The 26,139-nt window shown below is 33.7% G+C and carries 23 protein-coding genes, 1 tRNA gene and 1 pseudogene; 10 read left to right on the top strand and 15 right to left on the bottom strand.

Features of this window, described 5'->3' with window-relative positions; translation table 11 throughout:
• Positions 1–37: 37 nt before the first annotated feature.
• The 4 genes from smc to SYN6308_RS20100 all read right to left on the bottom strand — a co-directional run bounded on the left by smc (position 38) and on the right by SYN6308_RS20100 (position 6,370).
• Entirely contained in the window at positions 38–3,766 is a 3,729-nt protein-coding gene (gene smc, locus SYN6308_RS20115) for a chromosome segregation protein SMC (RefSeq protein WP_026102188.1), read from the bottom strand.
• Between the two features lie 539 nt (positions 3,767–4,305).
• On the bottom strand, positions 4,306–5,100 hold the full coding sequence (locus tag SYN6308_RS20110) for a dual OB domain-containing protein (protein WP_017296261.1): 795 nt from the start codon (positions 5,098–5,100) through the stop codon (positions 4,306–4,308).
• A gap of 73 nt (positions 5,101–5,173) precedes the next feature.
• Positions 5,174–5,611 (bottom strand): DUF488 domain-containing protein, encoded by a 438-nt coding sequence (locus SYN6308_RS20105; RefSeq protein WP_017296260.1) that lies wholly within the window; start codon positions 5,609–5,611, stop codon positions 5,174–5,176.
• Positions 5,612–5,752: 141 nt separating this feature from the next.
• On the bottom strand, positions 5,753–6,370 hold the full coding sequence (locus tag SYN6308_RS20100) for a DUF488 domain-containing protein (protein WP_017296259.1): 618 nt from the start codon (positions 6,368–6,370) through the stop codon (positions 5,753–5,755).
• A 222-nt stretch (positions 6,371–6,592) separates the two neighbouring features.
• Between SYN6308_RS20100 and SYN6308_RS20090 the strand changes: the two genes are divergently transcribed.
• A tRNA-Gly gene (locus SYN6308_RS20090) sits at positions 6,593–6,664 on the top strand.
• 248 nt (positions 6,665–6,912) lie between these two features.
• On the opposite strand, the gene SYN6308_RS20085 is transcribed toward SYN6308_RS20090, so the two are convergent.
• Positions 6,913–8,343: a phosphoglucomutase/phosphomannomutase family protein gene (locus SYN6308_RS20085; protein ID WP_017296257.1), complete on the bottom strand. Its 1,431-nt coding sequence runs from the start codon at positions 8,341–8,343 to the stop codon at positions 6,913–6,915.
• Between the two features lie 317 nt (positions 8,344–8,660).
• Positions 8,661–10,748, bottom strand: a complete 2,088-nt coding sequence (locus SYN6308_RS23595; RefSeq protein ID WP_017296256.1) for a GIY-YIG nuclease family protein — start codon at positions 10,746–10,748, stop codon at positions 8,661–8,663.
• Between the two features lie 87 nt (positions 10,749–10,835).
• Between SYN6308_RS23595 and SYN6308_RS26050 the strand changes: the two are divergent.
• A pseudogene (locus SYN6308_RS26050) lies at positions 10,836–10,958 on the top strand (DUF6887 family protein); the annotation flags it as partial.
• 66 nt (positions 10,959–11,024) lie between these two features.
• Here the strand turns inward: SYN6308_RS26050 and SYN6308_RS20075 are convergent.
• On the bottom strand, positions 11,025–11,345 hold the full coding sequence (locus SYN6308_RS20075) for a hypothetical protein (protein WP_017296255.1): 321 nt from the start codon (positions 11,343–11,345) through the stop codon (positions 11,025–11,027).
• 198 nt (positions 11,346–11,543) lie between these two features.
• Between SYN6308_RS20075 and SYN6308_RS20070 the strand changes: the two genes are divergently transcribed.
• Complete coding sequence (locus tag SYN6308_RS20070; protein WP_017296254.1) at positions 11,544–12,773, top strand: flavin monoamine oxidase family protein; 1,230 nt, start codon at positions 11,544–11,546, stop codon at positions 12,771–12,773.
• 42 nt (positions 12,774–12,815) lie between these two features.
• On the opposite strand, the gene SYN6308_RS20065 is transcribed toward SYN6308_RS20070, so the two are convergent.
• The 5 genes from SYN6308_RS20065 to SYN6308_RS20040 form a co-directional block, all read right to left on the bottom strand.
• The gene (locus SYN6308_RS20065) at positions 12,816–14,351 is read right to left on the bottom strand and encodes a serine/threonine-protein kinase (RefSeq protein WP_017296253.1); all 1,536 of its coding nucleotides are present in this window, start codon (positions 14,349–14,351) and stop codon (positions 12,816–12,818) included.
• A gap of 151 nt (positions 14,352–14,502) precedes the next feature.
• Positions 14,503–16,026, bottom strand: coding sequence for a serine/threonine-protein kinase (locus tag SYN6308_RS20060; RefSeq protein WP_017296252.1), 1,524 nt, complete (start codon positions 16,024–16,026; stop codon positions 14,503–14,505).
• A 235-nt stretch (positions 16,027–16,261) separates the two neighbouring features.
• Entirely contained in the window at positions 16,262–17,173 is a 912-nt protein-coding gene (locus tag SYN6308_RS20050) for a hypothetical protein (RefSeq protein ID WP_017296250.1), read from the bottom strand.
• Positions 17,174–17,225: 52 nt separating this feature from the next.
• Positions 17,226–17,555, bottom strand: a complete 330-nt coding sequence (locus SYN6308_RS20045; RefSeq protein ID WP_017296249.1) for a hypothetical protein — start codon at positions 17,553–17,555, stop codon at positions 17,226–17,228.
• 63 nt (positions 17,556–17,618) lie between these two features.
• On the bottom strand, positions 17,619–18,203 hold the full coding sequence (locus SYN6308_RS20040) for a Maf family protein (protein ID WP_017296248.1): 585 nt from the start codon (positions 18,201–18,203) through the stop codon (positions 17,619–17,621).
• 656 nt (positions 18,204–18,859) lie between these two features.
• Between SYN6308_RS20040 and SYN6308_RS20035 the strand changes: the two genes are divergently transcribed.
• The 3 genes from SYN6308_RS20035 to SYN6308_RS20025 all read left to right on the top strand — a co-directional run bounded on the left by SYN6308_RS20035 (position 18,860) and on the right by SYN6308_RS20025 (position 21,233).
• A complete protein-coding gene (locus SYN6308_RS20035) occupies positions 18,860–20,278 on the top strand; it encodes a form I ribulose bisphosphate carboxylase large subunit (RefSeq protein ID WP_017296247.1) in 1,419 nt (472 codons plus the stop codon).
• Between the two features lie 202 nt (positions 20,279–20,480).
• Positions 20,481–20,894: a RuBisCO chaperone RbcX gene (rcbX, locus tag SYN6308_RS20030; protein ID WP_017296246.1), complete on the top strand. Its 414-nt coding sequence runs from the start codon at positions 20,481–20,483 to the stop codon at positions 20,892–20,894.
• Between the two features lie 3 nt (positions 20,895–20,897).
• The gene (locus SYN6308_RS20025; RefSeq protein ID WP_017296245.1) at positions 20,898–21,233 is read left to right on the top strand and encodes a ribulose bisphosphate carboxylase small subunit; all 336 of its coding nucleotides are present in this window, start codon (positions 20,898–20,900) and stop codon (positions 21,231–21,233) included.
• Between the two features lie 307 nt (positions 21,234–21,540).
• Here SYN6308_RS20025 and SYN6308_RS25050 read toward each other — a convergent pair whose 3' ends face one another.
• Both SYN6308_RS25050 and SYN6308_RS20015 read right to left on the bottom strand, forming a co-directional pair.
• Entirely contained in the window at positions 21,541–21,702 is a 162-nt protein-coding gene (locus SYN6308_RS25050) for a hypothetical protein (protein ID WP_158412773.1), read from the bottom strand.
• 194 nt (positions 21,703–21,896) lie between these two features.
• Entirely contained in the window at positions 21,897–22,487 is a 591-nt protein-coding gene (locus SYN6308_RS20015) for a DUF4126 domain-containing protein (RefSeq protein ID WP_017296243.1), read from the bottom strand.
• A gap of 48 nt (positions 22,488–22,535) precedes the next feature.
• Here SYN6308_RS20015 and pdxA point away from each other — a divergent pair, with 48 nt between their 5' ends.
• Together pdxA and SYN6308_RS20005 are read left to right on the top strand one after the other, a co-directional pair.
• Positions 22,536–23,606: a 4-hydroxythreonine-4-phosphate dehydrogenase PdxA gene (gene pdxA / locus SYN6308_RS20010; RefSeq protein WP_017296242.1), complete on the top strand. Its 1,071-nt coding sequence runs from the start codon at positions 22,536–22,538 to the stop codon at positions 23,604–23,606.
• A gap of 94 nt (positions 23,607–23,700) precedes the next feature.
• Positions 23,701–24,486 carry a segregation/condensation protein A gene (locus SYN6308_RS20005; RefSeq protein WP_017296241.1) on the top strand — a complete coding sequence of 262 codons (786 nt, stop codon included), beginning with the start codon at positions 23,701–23,703 and terminating at the stop codon, positions 24,484–24,486.
• Between the two features lie 41 nt (positions 24,487–24,527).
• Here the strand turns inward: SYN6308_RS20005 and SYN6308_RS20000 are convergent, their stop codons facing one another.
• Positions 24,528–24,785: a hypothetical protein gene (locus SYN6308_RS20000; protein WP_017296240.1), complete on the bottom strand. Its 258-nt coding sequence runs from the start codon at positions 24,783–24,785 to the stop codon at positions 24,528–24,530.
• 261 nt (positions 24,786–25,046) lie between these two features.
• Between SYN6308_RS20000 and SYN6308_RS19995 the strand changes: the two genes are divergently transcribed.
• Together SYN6308_RS19995 and SYN6308_RS19990 are read left to right on the top strand one after the other, a co-directional pair.
• Entirely contained in the window at positions 25,047–25,658 is a 612-nt protein-coding gene (locus SYN6308_RS19995; protein ID WP_017296239.1) for a TIGR04282 family arsenosugar biosynthesis glycosyltransferase, read from the top strand.
• Positions 25,659–25,763: 105 nt separating this feature from the next.
• Positions 25,764–26,129, top strand: coding sequence for a DUF2237 family protein (locus tag SYN6308_RS19990; RefSeq protein ID WP_017296238.1), 366 nt, complete (start codon positions 25,764–25,766; stop codon positions 26,127–26,129).
• Positions 26,130–26,139 lie beyond the last annotated feature (10 nt).

Below are 26,139 nucleotides of genomic sequence, written 5' to 3'. Positions count from 1 at the left end.
CAGATTTACTGAAAGAATGCCGAAAACTCGATCGAACTCAACTAAGTTTGATACCCAATACCTGAGTATAAGCCCCCTTAGCCTGAGTAACCCCGATCGTGCGTTGGGCGGCTTCGATCATCGGTCTTCTTAAACTAACCACGATAAATTGAGCAGATTTTGCCTGTTGCTGAATCATTTTTGAGAGTTTTTCCACATTAGCACCATCTAAAAACATATCCACCTCATCGAAGGCATAAAAAGGAGAAGGGCGGTATCTTTGTAAAGCGAAAATAAAGCTAAGGGCGGTTAAAGATTTTTCTCCTCCAGACATAGAGCTTAACCTTTGTACAGGTTTTCCTTTCGGGTGAGCAACTAAAGTTAAACCACCATTGAAAGGGTTATTTTCATCTTCTAATTTTAAGTAACCATCCCCATCGGAAAGGGTAGCAAAAATCGTTTTAAAGTTTTCATTAACAGCAGTAAAAGATTCTTTAAAAGCCCTTAATCTTAGGGTAGTAAAATTCTCTACCCTTAATAATAATTCAGTTCTTTCACCCTCTAAAGTTGCTAATTTTCCTGATAATTCCTCTAGTCTTTCCTGATTTTTTTCATACTGTTCTAAAGCTAACATATTAACAGGTTCAAGGGCTTCTAATTTTTTCTCTCCTTTGCGAATTTCCTGTTTAATTTGTTCTAGGTGATCTTGCAAACTATCGAAGGTAATTTTATTATTAATATCACCACTTTCTGCATTATTAACTAACCAAGGAATTTCGGGTAAAGGATTAGGTAACTCTTGGCTTATCTCATCTATTTGCAAGGTTAACTCATTTAATTTTGTTTGCCCTTCTTGGTGTTGTAAAACTATTTTTTCGATCGACCATTTTAGTTGTTGTTGTTCATTTTCTAACTGTTTAACAAGGCTTTCTTGTTTATTTCTTCTCTGTTTAATGTCCTCTAATTTATGAGCTAATTCTTGGAAAAGAGTTTCATAGTTAGTGATTTCCAGCTCGATCGAACTCAAGTCTTGGGTAAGGATAGTTTCTTCCTGTTTAATCTCCTTTTGTTGAGTCAATAAAGAAGTGATATTATTTTCTGCTTCCGTAATTTTTTCCTGCAAATCTCTATGATTATTGACTAATTTATCTAAATTTTGTTGACTTTTATTTAACATCGATTGCCTATCTTCTAATAACAACTCCTGCTGACTAATAATCTGCTGTAAATTTTGCCATTCCTGATTATCATAGCTAGATTCTAACTCTTTTAATTCCTCTTGTTTTTGGTTTAATTGAGTCTGTAATAAAGGCAAATTTTGTTCAATATTTGTTAACTCTTGTTTACCCTTAACTAACTCCTGATAATTATTAGCATTACTACCAATAATTTTTTCTTTATCTTGTTCTAAACGGCTAATTTCCTGTTGACATTGTTCTAAAAGTAGCAGTTTTTTCTGTCTATTTTGTCTTTCTTGATTTAATTCTTCTGACCACCCCTTGACTAAGTGCCTTTTTTCTGATATTTTATTTGTACACTGGATAATTATGTCTTCAATTTCACTTATCCGCCGTCTTAACTCCCCAAAGTCCTTACTTTCCGTAGCCGAAACCCTACCAAATCTCAGGCTCGATCGAGAGGAAACACTACCTCCCGTCATTGCTCCACTAGATTCCAACAACTCACCATCTAAAGTGACAATGCGCCCTTGTCCCATTAACCGCCGAGCGCTGTCTAAATCTTCAAACACGATCGTATTGCCAAAAACGTAAGCAAAAATTCCTTGATATTGAGCATCAAACTTAACCAAATTGACAGCTAAATCGATAAACCCCCTAGCTTGGGCAACCTCTCTCGGAATATTGAGACGGGGTGACTGTATTTTATTCAAGGGCAAAAAAGTCGCCCTTCCTGCTTTTTGTTGCTTGAGTAATTTAATGCCCATAGAAGCAATGGTGTCATCTTCCACCACGATAAACCCCAAGCGACTTCCTGCGGAAATTTCCAACGCTAATTGATAACGGGAATCCACCTCCCCCAACTGCGCCACCAAACCACATACCCCCGGCAAGTCAGAATTTAAGATAATCTTACTGGCATAAGTACCCTGCGCCTCCTGTTGTGCTTGTTTCGTTGCCTCCAATTTGTCTAACTGCCGTTGCTTCTCCCTTTGCTCAACCTGTAAACGATTTACTGTATCTTGGTTTAAGACAATTTCTGCGTCAACTTTTGCGAGTTTCTCCGCTAATACTTGTATGTTCGATGCGGAGTCCTCTATTTCTTTTTGTAAAGTGGGTACTTGCTCAAGTTTTTTATTAATATCTTGCTCATACTTTGCTAATTGCTCATTTTCATTTTTAATCGTTACCTGTAACTTACTACATCTTTCCGTTAACAAAGCCTGTTGAGTTAACTGAGGATTTAACTGTTTTTGAATAGTGGTAATTTCTTGATTTAATGCGGTTTGTTGTGCAACCCATGCTTGAGACTTAGAAGCAATTTGTTTTGCTTCTTCTTTATAAGTATCTAATTCATTTTTGAGGACAGTTTTTTCTCTTTCTAACTGAGGAAGAAGGTTAGTTTCTAATTGCTCAATTTCTGTGGTTAAATTTGTTAACTGTTGCTGATAACTCTTAACTTTTTGCTCAATTTCACGGTGTTTAGTAACTAAGTCATTATCTAACTTAGTCAATTCCTGTTGTCGTTTTAAAAGTTGTTCTCGTTTTGCCTTATCACTAGCTAACTTAGAGGCAACATTAATTTGTTCTTCTTCTCCTAAGGCTTTTACTTCCTCATTGAATGCCTTTAATTCTTCATTAGCCGTGATAATTTTACTGTCAATTTTACTCAAGTTTTCTGTCTTTTGAGTTTGTTTAGTTTCTAAGTCTAATAATGTCTTTTTTATCTCCTCTTTTTGTTGTTGTAAATAACGCCAATTAATCACGATTTCCCATTGTTTTTTCTCGTGAATTTGTGCCTTAAGTTTTTGATATTTACTCGCTTTCTCAGAATCCTGTTTCAACTTAGCACTATTTTCTATCAACTCATCTTGGATGATATGACATTTCTCCTCTCTCTCCCTCACCGCCTCCAGAGTCGTCTTGGTTTGCTCAATTTTTCGATCGAATTCTGCAACACCTGCTAACTCATCAATAATTCCTCGTCTTTCCTTAGCATTCATAGTAATAATACGAGTCACATCTCCTTGCAAAACCACGTTATAACCTTCAGGATAAATACGCAGACGGTTTAATTGTTCATGGAGTTCATTAGCAGTACACGGGCTATCATTAAGATAAAAAGTAGAGGCATAACTACCGCCTTTTGTGACTCTTAAACGTCTAGTGACTTTTAACTCTGAGAGGGATTCTAAATTAATTTTTACTTCTTGTTTATTTTCCTCATTATCTAAGAAATTATCCGCTTCATTTTCAGTATAAAAATTTTCTGATTTTTCTAATTGTTTATTAGTTTGATTAACCTGAGTTTCTTCTAATAAATTATTACTTAAACTATCTAAATTTTCTAAATCAAAAGTAACAGAAACAACAGTTTCCATCACTTTTCCAGTGTTATTTTGACTATTATTAATCAAATCGGGTAGTCTTTCCGCCCTCATGCCTTTTGAACTAGCTAACCCTAAACAGAATAATAAAGCATCCAATATGTTAGATTTACCTGAACCATTTGGACCTGAAATCACAGTAAATCCGGGCAAAAAAGGAACGGCATTACTACCTCCAAAAGATTTAAAACGGGATAACTCTACACGCTTAACAAATACCATAGAAGAATGAATGGAGAATTGAAAATGGAGAATTGAAAATGAGAATCAAGAATTAACATCTTTTTTGAATGTTAATTTTTGTTTAAGATACCTTATCTTATCATTTAGAGTAGATTCGATCGAGCCATAAAATATGAGTTGTGGATAGAAGGAAGAGGAGGAAGAGGAGGAAGAGGAGAGGGGGAAAACAACTATTAATTCTAAATTTTTTATACTGTCATGGCGAGGATACGAAGCAATCTCTCAATGTTCTATCTCAGGTTATGATTTATGATGTCCAAGTAGTAGGAATAATAATGATAAAGTTAATTTGGGATAACCTAAGAAAAAAATATGCTAGGGGTTCGCATTCGCTATTAATAATAATTAACAATTAATAATTTTGAATAAGAATGATCGAGCTTGATTTATAAAGGTTATAAAGTGTTGAGTTTTATTTTATTAAGATTATTAGCAATTAGTTAATATTAGTTATTGAAAATAAATGAGAATGAAAAAAGATTATCCTTTAATAAAATATAGTACAAATAATCTATTTTTTACCTTGAGATAGAAAGATTTTCAAGATAAGTAAGAAATTGTTGCGCTTCTATTAAAGTGAGTTGATAACGAGATTCTTTATCAAAATTTTCTCTTAAATATTTTCTTCCTTGAGATTGACTCCATCCTACTCTCTCCATTTGAGTTAAAATCTTTTCTAATTGTGAGGGTAATTCGATAATTCCTGCGATTAATCGATAACACATTAATTCATCTTGGGGAGATTTTTGCCAAGGTTGACTTAAACTTAGACATATCAACCCATGACAAGTATAGGATTCTTGATAATCTAATTTTTTCAAGATTAAAGGATCTGTTACACTAATTTCTATAGAGGCAATATTATATTTTTCGTCTAAAATACGCCCTTTTCCTTTATTCCTTTCGTCTTTATAACACCATAAGGATTTGACTTCTATTAGTTGTAATGTGCGCAAAGGTGATTGTTGTCTTAAATACTCATAGGGAATAGCTCGATCGAACTCAGGATATAATAAGGTATCTTCACAGTATGATAACAAATCAATAACTTTCGCTTTATCGGTTATTTGCCAAGGCAGATGATAATAACCATAGTTTTCCACTTCATAACCTAATTTTTGACTTCGATCGATGGGTATGTCTATAATATCTAAAAGCCAGATTCGATCGACTTTAAGATAACTATCGTCAATGGGTAATTTACCATCTTCCAAGCTAGATACAGGGCGTATCCATTCTCCCGAATTAATGTTAATACCAGCGATACATCTGCCGTGATGTTTGTAAGAATTAGCTAAACAGATTATTTTCATAACCTATCAAAATTAATTTTACTTATATTATAGAACTCAATATCATTATTTTATTACATATAATCTCAATTTGTTATAAATGAATTATCTCAATATCTTGACATTGTGACTGTAGATACTCCGCCGCTAAACGCCGATGACAATTATGAGGCTTATCTTCACTGCATAAAAAACAACAATTATCTAAATCTTCCTCTTTTAAAGTTGTTTCTACCTGTCTTTGTGCAATTAAATCTAAATAATGACGAGAATATTCATCCCATGCCATAGCCTTCTTTTTATAAGAGTCTAGTATATCTTTTGTGGGTGCTAAAGATAATTTATGTTCATAATCAATATGAGCAATTTTTTTCAAGAAATACTGTAAATCTGACTGTTTCGCAAATCCTGACAATTGAGAGGTATTATTCAGACGGGTATCAATAATTTTTTTGACTCCTGCTTTTTGCAATCCTTCAAAAAATTTTTCGGCTGATTTACGAGTAAAACCGATGGTAAATAATTTAATCATTTTACTATTATTACTATTAGTGAAAATTCAACTATAAATATTAGCTCGATTGATTGATTTTTTTATATTACTAATATTCTTTTTTGTTGAGTGGGCTATTAATTCATTCCTCATTTTCAATTTTCAATTCTCCATTCTCCATTAATTCTCTACATAGGCAATTTTTAAGCCTTGTTTTTGATATGCCTGTTTCAGTCTTTCTTCTTTCGTCATGGGAGGAGGTAAAATATCTGTAAATAACGATAATTGTCCTTCTAAGTCATTATCCTGCAAGTTGTGTTGTTTTAACATCCTTTCTTCTAAATCTTCATGAAATTCTAACTCTGAATTACTATGAATATGGGCAATTTCTAAATTGAATGGTACTAGATGCTGACATACTAGGATAGCACGATGACAGGTAAGAGGGTCTTTTTCGGCACACATTAGGGCGATACGGTGATTCTCTACTCCTTTTAAAATTCTTTGTATTCCTTCTTGAAATTTATCGGTTTTAGCAATATTTTCATATAGGGCTTTTCCTTCAACATAGCAATTGGGGTTATCAGGGCGTGCGCCCAATTCCCCTCCTAAAAACACATACATAATTTCATTCTGTGCAAGATACCTTTGCAATTGCTTTTGATTGACGTGGGGTAGGTAACGACTATAGGGGTTCGATCGAACATCCCCAATAGCAGTTATACTATGCTTGTGCAGTAATTCGACAAAATATTCAGGATTGTGGTTGGAATGTCCAATAGTGAATAAAGGTTGCATTACTTTAATTTTCGGTGTTTTCTTTTATTTTACTCAATATAACAATTCCTGATTTGTCATTTCTAATTCCTCATTTCAATGGTTGCTTTTCTGCCTAATCGATCGTCTATTTCTAAATTTATTTGAATATATTTAGGGGGATATGTATTAAAGAAAAAAATTTTTTCAACAAAAACCTTGACTTTTTTGAGAATTTGCGACATAATAATAAATGTACCAATTGCGGGTATAGCTCAGTGGTAGAGCGTCACCTTGCCAAGGTGAATGTCGCGCGTTCGAATCGCGTTACCCGCTTTAATTAGGGTTTACTGAATAGGTCAGAAAGCTATTAAAGTCAACAGTTTAGACATAATACATTACTTAAAAATTGCTCCGTTTTGAGGATTTTTATTCAAAATTCGATACTTTTGACCTTATTTTTTTTAAGACAACTAGACTCATTTTATCTATCAACAGCATCAAAACCTTGATGTTTCAGTATTTCTCCTATCTTCTCTCTCCTATCCTCATAAAAAGACTATGAGGCAAACCCTAATTACTTTTTATCCATTTGCCCATTGTTTTGCCCAAGCTAGGTTTTCTTGAACTATTTTGAGGTTGGGGGCTTCTGAGTATAGACGAAGTAAAGGTTCTGTACCACTAAAACGAATTAATAGCCAACTGTCATCTTCAAGGCGATATTTATAACCGTCAATGGCTAAACAACTCACTACTTTTTTCCCCGCAATTTCGGTTAAGGGAGTGGTTTCCAGTTTTTTCTGGAGTTGGTTTTTGTGGTCAAGATTTGCTAAGGTAATATCAATTCGATCGTACCCTGAATCAAAGTTTACTTGCTGTTGTAAATTAGTGTAAAGTTCGCTAATATCTTTCCCTGACTCCACCATCGCCTCCAACACATACAAGGCGGAAAGTAGCGCATCTCTTTCGGGAATATGACTACTATAACCGACTCCTCCTGATTCTTCTCCTCCTACCAAAACTTGAGAAGTTAACATTCTTTCAGCAATGTATTTATAGCCGATGGGTGTCTCAAATAATGGCACATCAAACAGTTTAGCAATTTTCGGGATTAAATCCGAACCGCTTACGGTTTTAACAATTTCCCCTTTTAGTTTTCTTCTTGTGGCTAAATGTTCGATTAAAATGGGGATCAAAATTTGAGTACTACAAAAGTTCCCTTGACCATCCACACTAGCAATTCGATCGCAGTCTCCATCGAAGACTAAACCGATTCTAAGGCTATCGGGATGAGTTTTTGCTGTTTCTTTCACTTTGCGAAATAAGTCGGGAATATAGCGTGGTAAAGGCTCAGGAGCGCCTCCGCCAAAAAGAGGATCACGGTCAGCATTAATTTCTTGTATATCACAATCTAACAAACGACTTAATCCCGTAGAAGCGGCACCGTGCATCACATCAGCAATAATCTTTAATTTACCAGATTCGATCGAGCTTTTGATTAAATCAATATTGACGAGCGATCGAAGTTGTTGACAATAACTAGCCCAAGGATCAAATAATGTTAGAGTGCCTTTTTGATCACTAATCTTAGGGATTGTATCAAGACGAGATTCGATTTTTTCCGTAACATCCTCTCCCACAGAACCACCAAAACCGCCTTTGACTTTCAAGCCCAAATATTTGGCAGGGTTATGACTAGCGGTTAACACTAATGCACCTAAAGCATTTTCAGCTTTGGCAGTCCAACTAAACGCAGGAGTAGGAGCATAACCTTCTGACAATAAGACATCAAAACCGTATTCTTGTAAAGTCTGGGCTACCATTAAAGCAAAATCTTCCGCCATAAAACGTCGATCGAACCCCACAATGATTAAATTAGAATGGGGATTGGACTCTTGTAAAACTTGAGCGCAAAGAGGAGCTAATTTAGAAACACGCTCAAAGGTAAAATCGGCGGCAATCACGCCACGCCAACCATCCGTACCAAATTTAATGGGATTCGCTTGAAAAGACATAATAAGTAGGAATTAGTAACTGTTAACCTAAATTATGCACTATTTACTATTCACTATCAACCGTTATCGAAGTTTCTTCTTTTTTTATTAGTTTGTAGTAAGGGTTTTAACCCTTCTTAAACCAAATATGGTCGAAGTCTATTAGACATTTCCAATAATGATTCTATGTTAAATATCATGCCAAATGGCAAGGGTTCGATCGCACAAAACAATGTCTGCATACTCTCACGGATCATCAAAATTCCACAACCAAAAAGTTTACAAGTAGCTTTAATATAAAAGTTAGATTTAAAAACTATTGTTGTTATGAGAATTAATCAACTTTTAACATTTTCTGGGGTAAAAGAACAGCTTAAAGTTGGTATATTTAAAGATTTTATTCTTTGCTCTATTTCAGTTATTGCTGTTTGATAAAATGGGTACTTTTCTGAAAATCCAAAAGGAAGACTACCAGAATAGTTGATACTTTTTATTTTAATTGTTAATCGAGCAGAATGTACATAACGTCGAGTACTAACATAAAGTTTATCTGTATAACATTCTTTGTCTTTAATGTTTTCTAAGATTCCTAATTTCACAAAATCTTTTAACTCATCTCCTAATAATAGCCATAATTTTTCATCTCCAGAAGCAACCTGATAAACTATGCTACAGTAATTATTATTCGCAAATTTCACTTGTTTTTCTTGAGTTACCATATTGACTGCATAATTAGAAGCACGCTCACCTTTAAAGATAAAACTTGCTACAAGGAAAGGTAGATATTTTCTATTGCCAGATTGACGAATAAAACCTGATTTACGGATTAAATTAGTCGTGTTTATTTCTGTCATTTTTTCTCTACTTCTAAGCAATGAATCTATGTCACTAAATGTATCATTAACGACAATATTAACAGGATTAGACTGAATTAAAGCATGAATTTTTATGTTATCATTTTCTAACGGTTTTAATTTATTTTTGAGATATAAAATATAACTTCCTTGTTCAATAATTTTTTCTCTTGTAAACCAAAAATTATCATCAGTTTTGATTAAATTTGCAGACGCATCTTTAAGTAATTGATCAAGAAAATCTATAGAATTTAATGCTTTAATTTCTGCTCCAAAAAGTGATGTAATTTTAATCTGTTTTAATCTATTGTTTAATGTCATGTAATTTATAATCTGGAAAAACTCGACAAATTCAATCACATAATTTTCTACTTGATATTTGGTTATGTTTTTTACATATTCTTTTCCCTCAAAGTTATAAGAAATACAATCTTTAAACCAACCTCCTTTACCTTTACTCATTGAAGTATAAAAAATACTATAATCATTATTATTAACTGCAATAACAATGTACTTAGTTTCACCAATAAAATACTCACCAATAATTAGACTACGCAACTGAGAAAAAAGACTTGTTAAAGTATTAATTCTAGTTAATACTCTTGTTATTTCTCGTTCAATTTCTTTTTTTACTTTTGTCTCAAATGAATGTTTTAAAGATTTTTGTTCAGATTGAAAATTTGTTATATTAATTATATTTAGTTCATAAGGTTTTAATCTAGTTAATAAATAATAAATAGGAGTTATTTTTTTATCATTTGGAGTAATTAAATAAAAACTATTTTCATTTAGTGCTTTAAAATTAATTCCAGCTAAATTAACCTCAATAGTAGTAATTTGTTTATAAAAATCTTCATAAGTTAATTCGTTATTAATAGCATCTTTCCAATACCACCATTCTGTCAATTGAAAAACATATCCGTTAGAAATTAAACGATGACAAATGGTCCGCTCTCCATGATTAATTCTTGACCATTGTTTACTATATTTTGATTGTTTATTTCTTTTTAGTAAAAATTTTAATAAATGTTTTCTCATCGGAAAAAAATTATTATAATCATCAGAAAAAATAAGAAGATGAATAGTTGATAAATCAACAATAGATGATTGTACTAAATTATATTTTTTATCAAAAGAATCTAGGGTATGAGCAATATCTTTTCTAGGTTTTTCTATACCTAATATAAGCACATTTTCTTGTAAAATTTTTAATGACTCTATCAATAATTCTTCAGAAGGTGAAATATTCCTCCTTTTTACTGGACTTTCATTTAAAAGAGGACTATATTCATTAATTCTTTTCTGTTCTATAATGTCAAGAAATTCTATTTTTACATATTCAGAATAAATAGTTAACGTGGTTTTTCGATTACGCATAATGGTAATTAATTGATGATCTCTATGATGCCCTCTACCAAGCCAACGACTGTTAATATTAACTGATTGCCCAATGTAAAGAATATCTTGGTTATTGTCATCAACTACATAATAAATGCCCGGATATTTGGGTAAATTTTGTTTGGTTTTAAAAGAAGTCTTTTCCAATTCAAAAATAAAATTATCGGCTTTCATTGTTTTTAAATCACTCTATTGGGGAGGTGCTTTAATGTCTGATATTCGTTATACTACCATGTCCGATGAGACGTAAAAAAATACTTTTTAGCACATACAAATGATTCATCTGCTTTACACGCTTATTTAGACAGAAAAAATCAGCAACAGAGAAAGGTAATTACAAAAGTAGATGATCCTGATTTTGTCCTAAAAATAGAAGAGGGATGAGGGTTTCAGAATTTTTAAGTTTTATTTGCCAACAGGATCATTTATTTCTTGGCGGTTTAGGATATATCACAAGTTCCACCACGAGAAGTAATACGAAAAAATCAAATCAAAACTAGCCGCAGAAAACATTAAACTGAGGATAAATGCGATCGAAAATGCCAAGTTAGCCTTCCATTTTTTCAGGGGAGTTTTAAAATTAACGCCCCAGATATTGTAAACAAACTGAGGAAAAAAACCTATTCCCAACCCCACAAGCAGAGATAACCACATTTTTTGTCCTCTTTGCTCTTTACCATATACCGCTAATCTGTAATTGAGAAATAAAAAAACCAACCACGAACTAATTACCTGTACTACTGAAGGAATGTAACTTTCGGTGTTTTCCATAGTTTTGATGATTTGAAATTGTTGTCTATAGATATATCCGTGCGAAAAATAGAATTTATGCACAATAGACAAAAATTTTTTCAATTGACTCTTTTACAGTAGTTATGGCAAATTAATAGAAAATAACTTATAGAAATCAACCTGAACAACACAATCATAATGATATTCTATTCTCAATATTAAACTTAGGTATCCATAATGAAAATTAATCGCCGTAAATTTTTGATTCGTGGTGCGATAACCTTAATAGCAACTACAGTCTGTATTCAAGGAAACACTCAAACAACACATATCCCTAGTAATTTAGAAAAGAAAGGTGAATTTCCTCTTAAAGTTATTGTTGTAGGTGCAGGGTTGTCGGGGTTGGTTGCCGCTTATGAATTAGCTATGGCAGGGCATGAAGTTACAGTCTTAGAAGCTCGTGAGCGAGTGGGGGGGAGAGTTTTAACATTAAGAAATGGTTTTAGTGAGGGAAATATTGTGGAAGCTGGGGCGGCTAGAATCCAACCTGATCATTACTTAACCTTGAGTTATATTAAGCATTTTGGTTTAGAAATAAGTCCTTTTTTCCCCGATGAGGGATTGTATATGGCGATCAAAAATCAAAGGGCAAAATTATTATCTAGTAAAGATTTGATGTCGATTTTACCCAATTCTGGTGATTCGGGAGAAATGGGACAATGGAGTAAGATTCGTTATGGTACAGATTTGTTACCACAGGCTTTTGCTAAGGCTTTGGGAAATAGAATTAATCTGGGGGAAGCGGTTACTCGTATTGAACAAAATAACAAGAAAGTTCGAGTTTTCTCTCAATCGGGGAAGCAATATGAAGGTGATTTTTTGATTTGTACTGTACCTTTAACGGTTTTGGATAAGATAGAGTTTCAACCACCTTTGTCTAAACCAAAACAAAAAGCATCAAATGGTGGATATGATTATCGTCCTGCTAGTAGAATGTTTGTGGAGTTTCCTGAAAAATTTTGGGTTAAACAAGGTTTAAATGGTTGGGGTATATTTTTAGATAGCCCTGAAGAATTATGGCAACCGACTTGGGATACATCGGGCAAAACAGGGATTTTACATTCTTATCTCAAAGCTGAATTAGCTTTATCTATGGATAAACTCAATGAGGAAGAAAGATTAAAGACTTTATTAAACCAATGGAAAAATCTTTTTCCCGAAGTACCGAATAACCCTGTAACCTCAGAATATTATTCGTGGACGAATGATTCTTGGGCAAAAGGTGGTTGGGCATATCCCACCAAAACTCAAGAAAGTGAATTGTTTGATGAATTGAGTCGTACAGAAGGACAAATATATTTTGCTGGTGATCATACTTCTAAAACAAGGGGATGGTTACAAGGTGCTTTAGAATCTGGCATCAAAGTTGCCACGGAAATTAATCAAATAGACTTCGATCATACATAAAATTCCCGTTGAGACGTAAAATTTTATGTCTCTACAAATATGTTAAAATACCTTCCACCAATGACGACTACCATCAGGAAAAACAGTACTCCAGTTAACCTTTGCCGATTTTAATTGTTGTTGATTTACTTTAGCATTTTTGAGATTAGCACCACAAAAATTGGCATTAATTAAATTTGCATTGGTGAAATCGGCACCGACTAAATTTGCACCTCTAAAATCTGAGTTTTCTAAATTTGTTTTGGAGAAATAAGTTTGCATTAAATTAGCATTACTAAAATTAGTATTACTTAAATCTGCACCGTAGAAATTAGCTTGAGATAAACTGGCTTCGGTGAAAATAACTCCTTGTAGTTGGGCATATCTAAAAATACATTTATTTAACTTTCCGCCTTCTAAATTTAATCCTTGTAAATTTTGATCACTAAAATCTTTTTTACCGTTATTCACGGCTGTTAAAAATGTATCTTGATTCCATTTTATGGATGTCAATTTATTCTGTTTGTTACCACTTTTACGTCTTTCTTGAATGGCTTTTTCTAGTCTTTCTGTGGCGGATAGGGTATTACTTAATTGACTGTTGGTGGCATCTGCCATGGTGAAATCCTCTGCTGAAATGTGTTTGGATTGAATACCAGAAGGAGTATTGTTAATATTTTGGCTTAAACTTTGTTGAAAGGGTTGCAGGTTAAGGGCTTCTATTAATTCATCTACTGTTTTATAGCGCTCTTTGGTATCGTGAGCTAACATTTTATCGATGACTTTGCTTAATGCACCACTAATATTCGTGTTTTCGTGCCAAAGTAATTTTCCTGTATCGGGATCGATCGCAAAATTTTTCGGTGATTTACCCGTGATTAAATAAACACAAGTTGCCCCTAAAGCAAAAATATCACTGGAGTATATCGGACGCATTGCCAATTGTTCGGGGGGTGCATAACCCATTGTACCCACAGAAAACTTGGTTAAAGCCGTTTGCCCCATAGTTTTGGCTAATTGGGTGTTAACTTGATCTTTTACTGCTCCAAAATCAATTAATACGAGCTTTTGATCTTTTTTGCGTCGTAAAATATTGGCAGGTTTAATATCTCTATGAATAACTCTTTCGGAGTGTAGATATTTCAGAATGGGAGTTATATCTTCTAAAAATCTTCTTAAAGCTAATTCTCCATATACTCCTTGGCTTTTCACTTCCCTTTGTAAATTTTGACCGTTTACTAATTCTTGTATGAGGTAGAATCGATCGTTATCCGCAAAATAATCCATTAATTTAGGGATTTGAGGGTGATTAATTTTTCCTAAAGTTTTCGCTTCCCTTTCAAATAAACTAATAGCTGTATTTAAGGCTTGGGCATCATCTGCTATAGGACGTAACTGTTTTATTACACAAAGAGGATCACCTACTACTGTTAAGTCAACTCCCACAAATGTCGCGCCAAATCCTCCTTTCCCTAGCATTTTAATAGCCCTATAGCGGTTATTTAATATTAAATTAGAACCACAACTATGACACTTTTTTAGTTTAGGATGATTTTTTGGTTCACTACAATCGGGATTTACACAGTAACTAATAATCATAGGTTAATCATTGATAATTGGTGATTGACAATTTTATAGCAATCCTATTTGAATCGTGAGATTTTAAATAAGGGCTGGAGATAGGAGACTAGGAGACTAGGGAAAATTTTTACATTCCTCATTTCTTATTCCTCATTCCTCATTAATTTAATTACCACCATTTTCGTTTTCCATCAGGGAGAATTGTCCGCCAATTAGTTTTTGCACTTTTTAATTGTTCTTCATTTACCTTTGCACCTTTTAAATTTGCTCCTCCTAAATTAGCATCTTTTAAAATAGCGCTGGTAAGATTTGCCCCCGCTAAGTCAGCACCTTGTAAATCGGCATTTTTTAAGTTTGCTCGATATAATTCTGCTCGTTGTAAATTCGCTTGGGATAAATTGGCTTGGGCTAGGTTAGCGTTATAAAAGTTTGTACGGTATAAGTTAGCTTTTTGTAAGTTAACTCCAATTAATTTACTTTGAGAAAAACTTGCTCCAGCTAATTTTAATCCTTGTAAATCTAACTCACTTAGTACTTGTTGACTAAAGTTACGATGCCCTTGGCGGTAATCTTGAATAATTAATTCAGGTGTTAACTGAACTTTTGGTTGTGTAGGAGGTAAGGTACTTGGTGTTACTCTTGGGGTTGAGGAATTACCGCTTAATTTTTCTTTTCTTTTTCTGATGGCATCTGCTAGGTTTTGGGAGGTGGAAGATGCGATCGTAACTTCTTCCTCTTCATCAGAGTTAGAATTACTAGAACTTAAATTAACCATCCCCCCAGCCAATTCTTGCTCATAGGGTACTAAATCTAAAGCGTTAATCACATCAGTAGCAGACGGAAAACGTTTACGAACATCTAACTCTAGCATTTTATTCAATACTTTAGCAAAGTTCGTTGTTACATTCGTGTGTTTTTCCCACGCCAATTCCCCCGTGGTATTATCACATAAATCTTTTGGAGCTTTTCCTGTTAATAAATAAATACAAGTAGCACCCAAGGCATAAATATCACTGGAATACACAGGACGCATTGCCAACTGTTCTGGTGGTGCAAATCCCATAGTACCCACGGAAATTTTAGTGAAAGCACTTTGGGGATTTTGATTCATCAATTGAGTGTTTGCTTGTTCTTTAACCGCACCAAAATCAATTAAAAATAGTTGATTAGTTTGCTTTTCCCGTAATATGTTACCCGGTTTAATATCTCTATGGATTACTTTTTGAGAGTGAATATACTGCAAGACAGGCAACATTTTCCGTAAAAACTGCTTTGCCGAACTTTCTTGATAAATACCGCCTTTTTTGATTTCTTTTTCTAAGTCTTTACCTAAAACAAAATCTTGAATGAGGTAAAATTGTTCATTTTCTTCAAAGTAATCTAAAAGTTTTGGTATCTGTTTATGATCCAGTTTAGCGAGGGTTTTCGCTTCTCTGGCAAACAAATCTAAAGCCGTGCGATGAGATTCTGGATTGGCTGTTGCCAATTCTAGTTGTTTAACCACACAATACTGATTTTTTTGTGCCATGTCCACTGCGAGATATGTTGTGCCAAAACCTCCTCTACCAATTTTTTTGATGGCGACATAGCGCTTATGAAGTATCAGGTCTGACTGACAACTTCGACATTTTTTAGTTTTGGTATCATTTTGTGGGTTTTCACAGTGGGGGTTGAGGCAATAAATAACGCTCATTCACTCTCCTTTCGACCGTGAGTTAATTTTATTTTCATCTCAAGACGTACTATTAGTTTATCGTAATTTTTCAATGGTAAGAATAAAAATTTAGTTTTTCTGAAAAAACCGCTTGATGTCTTCTCTGGGAGATAAAGTTTATCGGTGAAAATAAAAAATAAGACATCGGAGATAATATTAGACATCTCCGAAAATTGATAAAATAAGGGTTAAAATCTCGAAACTCAGGTTGTCTTTAGTTTTCTTCACTCCAATCGATGGCATCGGGGGTATATTCTCCATCAATATGAGACGGTAAGTTATCTTCATCTAACCATTCTTCCCAATCATCATCCATTTCCACATCGGAGGATATTGCTTCATCATCACTGGCTATCACTTCGGAAACTACGGCTTCTTCTTCGGGCATTTCTACCATAAAATCGTCCCAGTCTTCATCTTCTTCTATGGATTCTTCTACAGATTCCGCCTCACTTTCATCATTCTGCGACAGAAAAATATCTTCTTCTTCTATCATCATCTCAAAGGAGTTTTCCTCTGAGGAGTTTTCTTCGTCTTCTTCATCTTGGGGAAAAGAGTCTTCTATATCGTCATCTAAGTCGTTGTTTAAGTCATCTATCCAATTTTCTGAGGTTTCGTTATCAACATTGCTGTTATCTTCTTCTTCATTTAAGGGGTTTTCTGTTAGAGATTTTTCCTCAAAAAGAGAATTTTCCAGGGCGGATTCTGATTCAAAATCATTAAAGTCGTTTTCAAAACTATCATCAGATTCCATAAAGTCATCTGATGGATATGCTAATGTATTAAGTTCGCTCACGGAGTGGTGTAGCTCGATCGAGCTACCATTTATTATTTGAAAAATTTTAACTAAAGTTTCCCTATTTTTATCCCAAGTATCATAAATATTTTCTAGTTGTTTTTTATGAAAATTGAGAGTGTAATTATTTGAAGATAGTAAACTTTTATCGTTAATTTCTGTATTTAATCCTTTGACTAAATCAATTTCAGTTTCAATGTTATTAACTTGTTCTTTTCCTTTAGTTTTAGTGACTAATTTAATTTTTAAACTATTACTTAACGCCAATAATAAACCTTGAGATAATTTTTTTTTCTCGATTAAATCTTTAATTTTGTCATAGTTACTCATGAGTTAGATCCCTCCATTATTAAATAATATATAATTAATCTCAATTTTATTGTTAGTTTAATTCACTTAAATTATCTTGCAACAAAGTAAACATTTTTTGTAAACTTTGAACATTTTGTAAAATTTTTTCGTGGGCTTTTCCTACTTCTTGAAAATGTAAATTTTCCAATTGTTCACTATTTTTTTGATCATCAATTTGGTGATCTATTTCATTATTTAATAAATCGAGATTACTACGATAACATTGAGAGTGAGAGAGGGTATCACTATCATTAACGGTGGTAATTATTTCTAACTTCATGGCTTCTGCCATTGCCATTGCCATGGCAGTTTCGATGTTTCCTTCTCTGATTTTGGCTTTAATTTCTTCGATTTTGCTCATTATAAATAGATAACCTCAATTTTTTTTGTTTCAATTAGCTTAACTCAAATTTTCTCGATTAACTTACCAAAAATCACTAACTTTATAGTTTAAATCTGCTAACATTGTGCGTAATAACGGCAAACTTAAGCCTATCACGTTACTATGACAACCGACTATTTTATCGATAAATAATCCTCCTTTACCTTCTAAGGCAAAACTCCCCGCACATTTTAGAGGTTCTCCTGTATTAACATAGGATTCGATCGAGCCATCGTCAATATTAGCAAAGTGAACTTCTGTAATGCCACAAAGAATAATTTTTTCATTATTGTTAGTATCAATTAAAGCATGACCAGTATATAACTTACCGATTTTGCCTCTCATTTTTTGCCATCGACTAACAGCAATTTGGGGGTTATCTGGTTTACCATAGATTTCTCCTTCTACTTCTAAGACAGAATCACATCCTAAGACTAAGGCGCAAGGGAATTTTTCCGCTACGGTTTCCGCTTTTTTTTGCGCTAAGGTGTTAACTAATGCTTCTGTATCGGTAAGATTAATTAAAGATTCATCATAGTTACTACTATGGACGATCGAATTAATACCTACCATTTTTAAGAGTTTCAATCGGGCAGGAGATGCTGAAGCGAGGACAAATTTAACCATAATTTAAAAGAAGATAGGAGTTAGGAGACAGGATATAGGAGAAATACTGAAAAATAAAAGTTTTTTGATGTCGATCTCTATCGTATCAAATCTAGTTAATGTCTAATATTGATATTTCATTTTCTTACTAAAAATCAATTTATACTCATCAAGGTTATAATCTGATGTTGCAAAATGTATAGTTGCCTCTTGCCTACTTGCCTTTTGCCTACCTTCACCAAACTCAAATTATGCCCTCGCCAAGTATCACTGATGTTTATCTCAATTTCTACTATCTCCTGTTTCCTCCCTCCTATCTCCTACTTTCATCAATAAGTTTTTTAAATGAGTATAATAACTTAGTGACTTTTCTGGTTTTACTGTGTAACGAAATATGTATAAAATAACGTTTTAACGGTAAAGAAAAAAATAGGATCAAGTATCATAAAGTGAGCAGGGTGATTAAGTCAAGAAAATTAAGATTAGTTAACCTGATAAAAAATAGAAATAATAATAATCGAAAATAGTTGAAAAAAATTTTTTCTTTGTGCAAAACTTGATCCCCTTCATGATAAGATTGTTCTCGAAAAGTAAAAGGCTTAAAATGAACTTCCGATTATTGAAGTTGTTAAATATATAGCTATAAAGAAAATTTATATACTTGGAGGAAACGACAAATGGTACAAGCTGGATCCAAAGGTGGATTTAAAGCTGGTGTACAGGACTACCGCCTGACTTATTACACCCCTGACTATACCCCTAAAGATACTGATTTATTAGCCTGTTTCAGAATGACTCCCCAAGCGGGAGTTCCCCCTGAAGAGTGTGCGGCAGCAGTAGCGGCTGAGTCTTCGACTGGTACTTGGACTACTGTATGGACTGATGGTTTAACCGACTTAGATCGTTATAAAGGTCGTTGTTACAACGTTGAGCCTGTACCCGGTGAAGATAACCAATATTTCGTATTCGTTGCTTATCCTTTAGATTTATTTGAAGAAGGTTCTATTACCAACGTTTTAACTTCTTTAGTTGGTAACGTATTCGGTTTTAAAGCTCTCCGTGCATTACGTTTAGAAGATATTCGTTTCCCTGTTGCTTTAATCAAAACCTACCAAGGTCCTCCTCATGGTATTACTGTTGAGCGTGACTTATTAAACAAATACGGTCGTCCTCTCTTGGGTTGTACTATTAAACCCAAATTAGGTTTATCGGCTAAAAACTATGGTCGTGCAGTTTATGAGTGTCTTCGTGGTGGTTTAGACTTCACAAAAGATGACGAAAACATCAACTCTCAGCCTTTCATGCGTTGGCGCGATCGTTTCTTGTTTGTACAAGAAGCTATCTCCAAAGCACAAGCTGAAACCAATGAAATGAAAGGTCACTACCTCAACGTTACCGCAGGTACTTGTGAAGAAATGATGAAACGTGCTGAATTCGCTAAAGAAATCGGTACTCCTATCATTATGCACGATTTCTTTACTGGTGGTTTCACTGCTAACACTACCCTCGCCAGATGGTGTCGTGATAACGGTTTATTACTCCACATTCACCGTGCAATGCACGCAGTAGTCGATCGTCAAAAAAATCACGGTATTCACTTCAGAGTTTTAGCTAAATGTCTCCGTCTGTCTGGTGGTGATCATTTACACTCTGGTACTGTTGTAGGTAAATTAGAAGGCGATCGCGCTGTAACTTTAGGTTTCGTTGACTTAATGCGTGAAGACTATGTAGAAGAAGATCGTTCTCGTGGTGTATTCTTTACCCAAGATTATGCTTCTTTACCCGGTGTAATGCCTGTTGCTTCTGGTGGTATCCATGTATGGCATATGCCCGCGCTTGTAGAAATCTTCGGTGACGATTCTTGTTTACAGTTCGGTGGTGGTACTTTAGGACACCCTTGGGGTAACGCTCCAGGTGCAACCGCTAACCGTGTAGCTTTAGAAGCCTGTGTTCAAGCTCGTAACGAAGGTCGTTCATTAGCTCGTGAAGGTAATGAGGTACTTCGTGAAGCTGGACGTTGGAGTCCTGAGTTGGCAGCAGCTCTTGAACTCTGGAAAGAAATCAAGTTCGAGTTTGACACCGTTGATACTCTCTAAGTTTTAGTGGTATTCAGGTTCGATCGTCAGAATTGTAAGTCTTTGTGTTTCCTTAGTATATAAAAATCTGATTTTGGTGGGGTGTGTATCGCCCTACCGATGAATTTTTAAGGTAAATAGTCATTAATGAACAAAATAATTGAGTTATTTGAGTAATTGTACTTATAAAAATTCTGATAATCACTGAGACTAATTAAAATTTATGACTTATAAACAAGTCGTTAAGGATACAGCAAAAGTTTTGCAAAGTTATCTCACTTATCAAGCCGTAAGAGTCATTATTGAACAACTCTCAGAAACTAACCCCGGACAAGCGATATGGCTTAATGATTATAGCGATCGAAAAAAAGTCCAAGATAGTGATAATTACATCAATGATTTGATGAAGGAAAATAAAGAGTTAGTATTAAGGATTCTTACAGTAAGGCAAGATTTAGCAGAGCAAATTGTGGAGTTTTTACCCGAAATGGTGAAGACAAATATCGAGCAATCGAATATGGAACACCGCCGTCATCTTTTAGAGCGTTTAACCCAAACTCAATCTTCTTCATTAACGTCATCTTCGATAGATGAACCAAACTTAGAATCTAATCCATCAGAAAACAAGGAAGAATAAAAAATGCAAACTTTAGGAAAAGAGCGTCGTTACGAGACTTTATCTTATTTACCTCCTTTAACCGATCAACAAATTGTTAAACAGGTTCAATACTTATTAGATCAAGGATTTATTCCTGCGATCGAATTTGAAAAAGACCCTTTACCTACCGATCACCACTGGACTTTATGGAAATTACCTTTATTTAATGCTTTCTCTCCCCAAGAAGTATTAAACGAAGTGCGTGAGTGTAAAGCACAATATTCCGATTCTTATATCAGAGTTATTGCTTTTGATAACCTCAGACAGTGCCAAACTGTTAGTTTCATCGTTCACAAACCTAACTCAAGTCGTTTCTAAGATTAATCTTTTAAATCTTAAATAATTAATAGGGTGGACTTCATTGTCTGCCCTATTTTTTTTCTATATTGTCATTGCGAGGTTACGAAAATTATACCAGTAGGATTCACAACCATTATCCCAACGTGTAATAAATTAAACATCTAATAGATACCGTTCAATAAATTGAACTCAATTTTCATAAAAAATATCACAATTTTAAATAATAATTGATTTTCTAATCAATAAAAATGGCTAGATTTTTTGTCAATTATAGTTTTGAGTTAAATCAAAATTTGAGAATGAAAAAACCCAGCCCATCAAAAAACTATGATCCTTTACCTAAAGATAAATGACTTTCACGGGTAATTTGTTTGATCGTCAACTGGCGCACTTCGATCGAATCCAAAGAGGTACAAGTATTTTCTAATTGTGCCACGGCTGGATAAATGCTTAATGGATGAGTAAGATTGAAAAGGAATATTCCCATAAAAAACCTAAATAAATAGGTTGAAAAATACTTTTTAAATTTATTAATCATGGCTTAATTTTTAATAAAATACAATTATTTATCTTAATCTATTAGTGATTTATTTTAGTAAATATAATCTTCACTATTAAAATTTAATGTAAATAAATATTCATGCTCTATAAGATTAGTAAAAAATTCATAAAATTTGTATCTTATTTGGTTTTTGTTTCTAAGTCACTTTTGGTTTTAAATCGATATTTCCATTCATTAGAACTACGCAAGGCTAACCATAATAAAATCATGGCAATTAAACCACCATTTTCAGGAGATTTAAGGGCAAAAATAACTAAAATAGCAGATAAAAAATCTTCTAAAAAAATAACAATAATTGGCATTTTCCCCCATCGAAAAAACCATCCTACTAATACTAATTTTAAAACTAATGCTAATAAGCCCCCTGTTAATCCTAATAACCATAATGGCGTAATTTTTACTTCAATTAAAGCCGCCATTCCAATAGCCATAAATGCACCGACAAAAGGGCTAAATATCAGCTGAATAATTTGGACAATTCTTAAACCTAAAAGTTTTTTTGTCCCAAATAATTCAAAGAGAGTCCAACTGGTTAAAACACCGACAATAATTTGAGGGTTAATATGGGATAAAAAAGGGATATTAGTCCATAATTGATCAAGACGTGCAATGCCAATAATAAGTAAAGGTAAAGCAATTCTTAAACCTCCTGCCGCAGATGCTGATAGGATAGCTAAAATTTGAAGGAGAGTAATATTTTCTATAGTCACAAAAAATCCTTATCTAAAAATACTTTAATCAATTATTTATTTCTACCTATGACTTTTAAATATACGAATAAAATTAACCTTGTTATTACTTTAGGAGATCCTGCTAGTATTGGTTCAGAAATTATCCTGAAATCTTTGGCTAATCATCGTTTTTCTGCTCAAGCTAATATCACTATCATTGGTTGTCGATCGAGCTTAATAAAGGCATATAATGATTTACAGAATAAGACTAATGTTGATTTAGTAAATCCTGATCAATTAAATATCATAGATATACTAACACTTCCTGAAATTAATTGGGGGGAGGGGAATAGTGACACGGGAAAAGCGAGTTTTTTGTATTTGGAAAAGGCGATCGAACTCACCTTAGATGGTAAATTTGATGGTATTGTCACAGCACCCATTGCCAAATTTTTATGGCAACAAGCAGGATATAATTATCCGGGGCAAACAGAAGTATTAGCCCAGAAGTCGGGAGTAGATAAATTTGGGATGATGTTTGTGGGCAAATCTCCTTATACGGCATGGACTTTGCGAACTCTTTTAGCTACAACTCACATACCCTTAAAAACCGTAGCCGACACCCTTAACCCCTCTCTGATGGATGATAAACTGGATTTGTTGATACACACCCTCAAGGAAGATTTTAACTTGCCCAATCCTCATATTGCCATAGCTGGATTAAATCCCCATAGTGGAGAGAATGGAAAATTGGGCACGGAAGAAAAAGACTGGTTAAATGATTGGTTAGACAATGCCCGTAAACGCTATCCAGAGGCTCAATTAACAGGGTTAACTCCTCCTGACACTTTATGGGTAAAACCTGCTCAAGCATGGTATCATGATTCAAATACTGCGACTGCTGACGGTTTTTTAGCCCTATACCATGACCAAGGTTTAATACCTGTGAAATCTATGGCTTTCGATCGAGCGGTGAATACTACTATAGGTTTACCATTTGTGCGTACTTCTCCTGATCATGGTACAGCTTTTGATATTGCTGGGCAAGGTATTGCTAATCCTAGTAGCATGATAGCATCGATTGAGTGGGCGATCGAGTTGTGCCAGAATCGTATAAGAATGGAGAATGGAAAATGGAGAATGGAGAATGAGGAATGAAGAATTCAGTCGCTTTAGCAGACTTTCGCTATTAGCCGTGAAATTTATTTCACGGTGAGTGATTAATTAACAACTAAAACCTAACACCTCATCGATGAATACAAAAAAAAGTCCAGCTAGTCAAGCCATTGAGTTATTAATAGATTTAGCACAAAAAGGGGAGATAAACCCTTGGGATGTGCAGGTAATTGAGATAATCGATCGATTTTTGGCAGAATTAGGCATAAATGACAGTCAAAATATCGATTTACAGACGATGGATTTGTCTCAATCTGGACAAGTAATGTTATGGGCTTCCATGTTAGTATTATTTAAAGCGGAAACCCTCGAAAAATTGAGTCAACCAGAGGAAAATGAGGAAAATTATGAAGATTTTCAGGAAGACGGCGAATTAGATGCCCTTAGACGTAATTTTAGAAATAGTGACATCGATAAACATATTAAAAGGCGAACATCTGCACCTCCTCCCAAAACAAGAAAGGTGACTTTAGCAGAATTAATCACTCAATTACAAGCTATGGAAAGTGAATTAGAGGAGAAAAAAATTAATCATGATTTACCTTTGAATAAGACAAAAAAAGGTTATACTCGCAAACAGGCTTTGAAAACTATTACGGATTTAGCCCATAATGAAAATTTAACAGAATTGGCTCAACAAATTAATGATTTTTTAACCCAAAATTTGACTCATAATCATCATAACGAATATATTAAGCTCGATCGATTAGTTAATAATTGGCAATCCTATAAACAAGAAAAAGTAGAAGATAAAGTAGGTGTTTTTTGGGCATTATTATTATTATCTTCTCAATCGAAAGTTGAATTATATCAAGAAGAATTTTACCAAGATTTAGACATAAAACTGATTATAGATTACTAAATAAATATTGTCAATTATCCCTCAAATAAAGTCTAATTAATTTAATTTTCTATTTGATGCTGAATATAGTTTTCAAGAACATTATTTATTAATACTTCATAACTATTCTCTTGAGCATGATTTTTAAACCAGTTTAGTAAATGAGGTTTAATTTTAATGGTATTTGTCTTTGATTTTTGAGGATGTTCGATTTTTTTTACTGTCTTCAAAAAATCTTGATTAATTTCTGGTATATCAGTAAAATCAATTTCCTCATCACACATCTCAAATAAAATTTTTTGTCTTTCTTCTTTCGACATATCAACAAAAATTTTTTACTCATATAGTTTTCTTTCCTGTTTAGAGGTTTTTATCGATGAAATAATCCCAATTTTTCCGCTCTTTCAGTATAAATGACAATGCCCAAGATATACTTAGGTGATTTCTGACAATAATTATACCTGATCGATCCCCCCTAACCCCCCTTAAAAAAGGGGGAATCATTGAGAAGATTGGTATATTCTTTCTTGGAAACCACCTTATTATTAGTGATTTAATAATTTTATAATAATTTTATATCTATGAAAAAAAAAGCCATAATAATTTTTACTCGTTACCCTGAAATTGGTAAGACAAAAACAAGATTAATTCCTGCTATTGGTGCTGAAAAATCAGCTAATTTACAACGGTTAATGACAGAAACAACCCTAAGCTCGATCGAACTATTAACTAATATAATTGACATAGAAGTTAATATCTATTTTCAAGGAGGTAACAAAGAATTAATGCAACAATGGTTAGGAGATAAATATAATTTCTATCCTCAAATTGAAGGAGATTTAGGGGAAAAAATGTATAGGGCTTTTAAGGATAATTTTGAGAAGAAAAACGAACAAGTAATAATTATTGGTGTCGATTGTTTAGAGTTAAATGTTGATATTTTACGAGAGGCTTTTCTAGCTTTAAATAACCATGATTTAGTTATCGGTAAAGCCCTCGATGGTGGCTATTATCTCTTAGGTTTAAATTCCTTAGAAAAATCTTTATTTGATAATATCAAATGGGGAACAAATCAAGTTTTTTCTCAAACAATGTCGATCGTACAAACACTTAATTATAGCACCTATCAACTCCCAATACTCAGAGACATCGATCGAGCGGGCGATTTATATTTTGTTTCATTTGAATATTGATAGATAAAAGTCAATAAATAAAATAATTAGCAAAGAAAATTGAGTAAAAGATCAGGAATAAATTATAATAAAATAAAGCAAAATTACTCATGATCAATAATAATTATGACAACTAAAAATGTACTAGGAAATCCTTTAGAAACTTGTTGCAAATCTCCCATGACAGGATTTTTTCGTACAGGATGCTGTGAAACCAGTGCAGAAGATAGAGGATTACACTTAGTTTGTGCGCAAGTCACCGCAGAATTTTTAGCTTTCAGCAAAAGACAAGGTAATGATTTAATTACTCCTGTGCCAATGTTTGGTTTTCAAGGCTTGAAACCCGGAGATAAATGGTGTATATGTGTAGCTCGTTGGCAGGAAGCCTTAAACGCAGGATTCGCACCTCCCATTATTCTCGCTTCTACCCATGAAAAAACCCTTGAATATATACCGATCGAAGTTTTACAAGAACATTCTATAATTAATTGAGAATTGAGAA

Origin of the sequence: Geminocystis herdmanii PCC 6308, assembly GCF_000332235.1 — a bacterium.
GTDB classification, from domain to species: domain Bacteria; phylum Cyanobacteriota; class Cyanobacteriia; order Cyanobacteriales; family Cyanobacteriaceae; genus Geminocystis; species Geminocystis herdmanii.
The sequence above is the reverse complement of the archived record's forward strand: the minus strand, read 5'-3'. Positions and strand labels throughout refer to the sequence as shown.

Bases quoted from the DNA above. Each gene is read 5' to 3' on its own strand.
- smc (WP_026102188.1), bottom strand. From the start codon at position 3,766: ATGGTATTTGTTAAGCGTGTAGAGTTATCCCGTTTTAAATCTTTTGGA.
- SYN6308_RS20110 (WP_017296261.1), bottom strand. From the start codon at position 5,100: ATGAAAATAATCTGTTTAGCTAATTCTTACAAACATCACGGCAGATGT.
- SYN6308_RS20105 (WP_017296260.1), bottom strand. From the start codon at position 5,611: ATGATTAAATTATTTACCATCGGTTTTACTCGTAAATCAGCCGAAAAA.
- SYN6308_RS20100 (WP_017296259.1), bottom strand. From the start codon at position 6,370: ATGCAACCTTTATTCACTATTGGACATTCCAACCACAATCCTGAATAT.
- SYN6308_RS20085 (WP_017296257.1), bottom strand. From the start codon at position 8,343: ATGTCTTTTCAAGCGAATCCCATTAAATTTGGTACGGATGGTTGGCGT.
- SYN6308_RS23595 (WP_017296256.1), bottom strand. From the start codon at position 10,748: ATGAAAGCCGATAATTTTATTTTTGAATTGGAAAAGACTTCTTTTAAA.
- SYN6308_RS20075 (WP_017296255.1), bottom strand. From the start codon at position 11,345: ATGGAAAACACCGAAAGTTACATTCCTTCAGTAGTACAGGTAATTAGT.
- SYN6308_RS20070 (WP_017296254.1), top strand. From the start codon at position 11,544: ATGAAAATTAATCGCCGTAAATTTTTGATTCGTGGTGCGATAACCTTA.
- SYN6308_RS20065 (WP_017296253.1), bottom strand. From the start codon at position 14,351: ATGATTATTAGTTACTGTGTAAATCCCGATTGTAGTGAACCAAAAAAT.
- SYN6308_RS20060 (WP_017296252.1), bottom strand. From the start codon at position 16,026: ATGAGCGTTATTTATTGCCTCAACCCCCACTGTGAAAACCCACAAAAT.
- SYN6308_RS20050 (WP_017296250.1), bottom strand. From the start codon at position 17,173: ATGAGTAACTATGACAAAATTAAAGATTTAATCGAGAAAAAAAAATTA.
- SYN6308_RS20045 (WP_017296249.1), bottom strand. From the start codon at position 17,555: ATGAGCAAAATCGAAGAAATTAAAGCCAAAATCAGAGAAGGAAACATC.
- SYN6308_RS20040 (WP_017296248.1), bottom strand. From the start codon at position 18,203: ATGGTTAAATTTGTCCTCGCTTCAGCATCTCCTGCCCGATTGAAACTC.
- SYN6308_RS20035 (WP_017296247.1), top strand. From the start codon at position 18,860: ATGGTACAAGCTGGATCCAAAGGTGGATTTAAAGCTGGTGTACAGGAC.
- rcbX (WP_017296246.1), top strand. From the start codon at position 20,481: ATGACTTATAAACAAGTCGTTAAGGATACAGCAAAAGTTTTGCAAAGT.
- SYN6308_RS20025 (WP_017296245.1), top strand. From the start codon at position 20,898: ATGCAAACTTTAGGAAAAGAGCGTCGTTACGAGACTTTATCTTATTTA.
- SYN6308_RS25050 (WP_158412773.1), bottom strand. From the start codon at position 21,702: ATGGGAATATTCCTTTTCAATCTTACTCATCCATTAAGCATTTATCCA.
- pdxA (WP_017296242.1), top strand. From the start codon at position 22,536: ATGACTTTTAAATATACGAATAAAATTAACCTTGTTATTACTTTAGGA.
- SYN6308_RS20005 (WP_017296241.1), top strand. From the start codon at position 23,701: ATGAATACAAAAAAAAGTCCAGCTAGTCAAGCCATTGAGTTATTAATA.
- SYN6308_RS20000 (WP_017296240.1), bottom strand. From the start codon at position 24,785: ATGTCGAAAGAAGAAAGACAAAAAATTTTATTTGAGATGTGTGATGAG.
- SYN6308_RS19995 (WP_017296239.1), top strand. From the start codon at position 25,047: ATGAAAAAAAAAGCCATAATAATTTTTACTCGTTACCCTGAAATTGGT.
- SYN6308_RS19990 (WP_017296238.1), top strand. From the start codon at position 25,764: ATGACAACTAAAAATGTACTAGGAAATCCTTTAGAAACTTGTTGCAAA.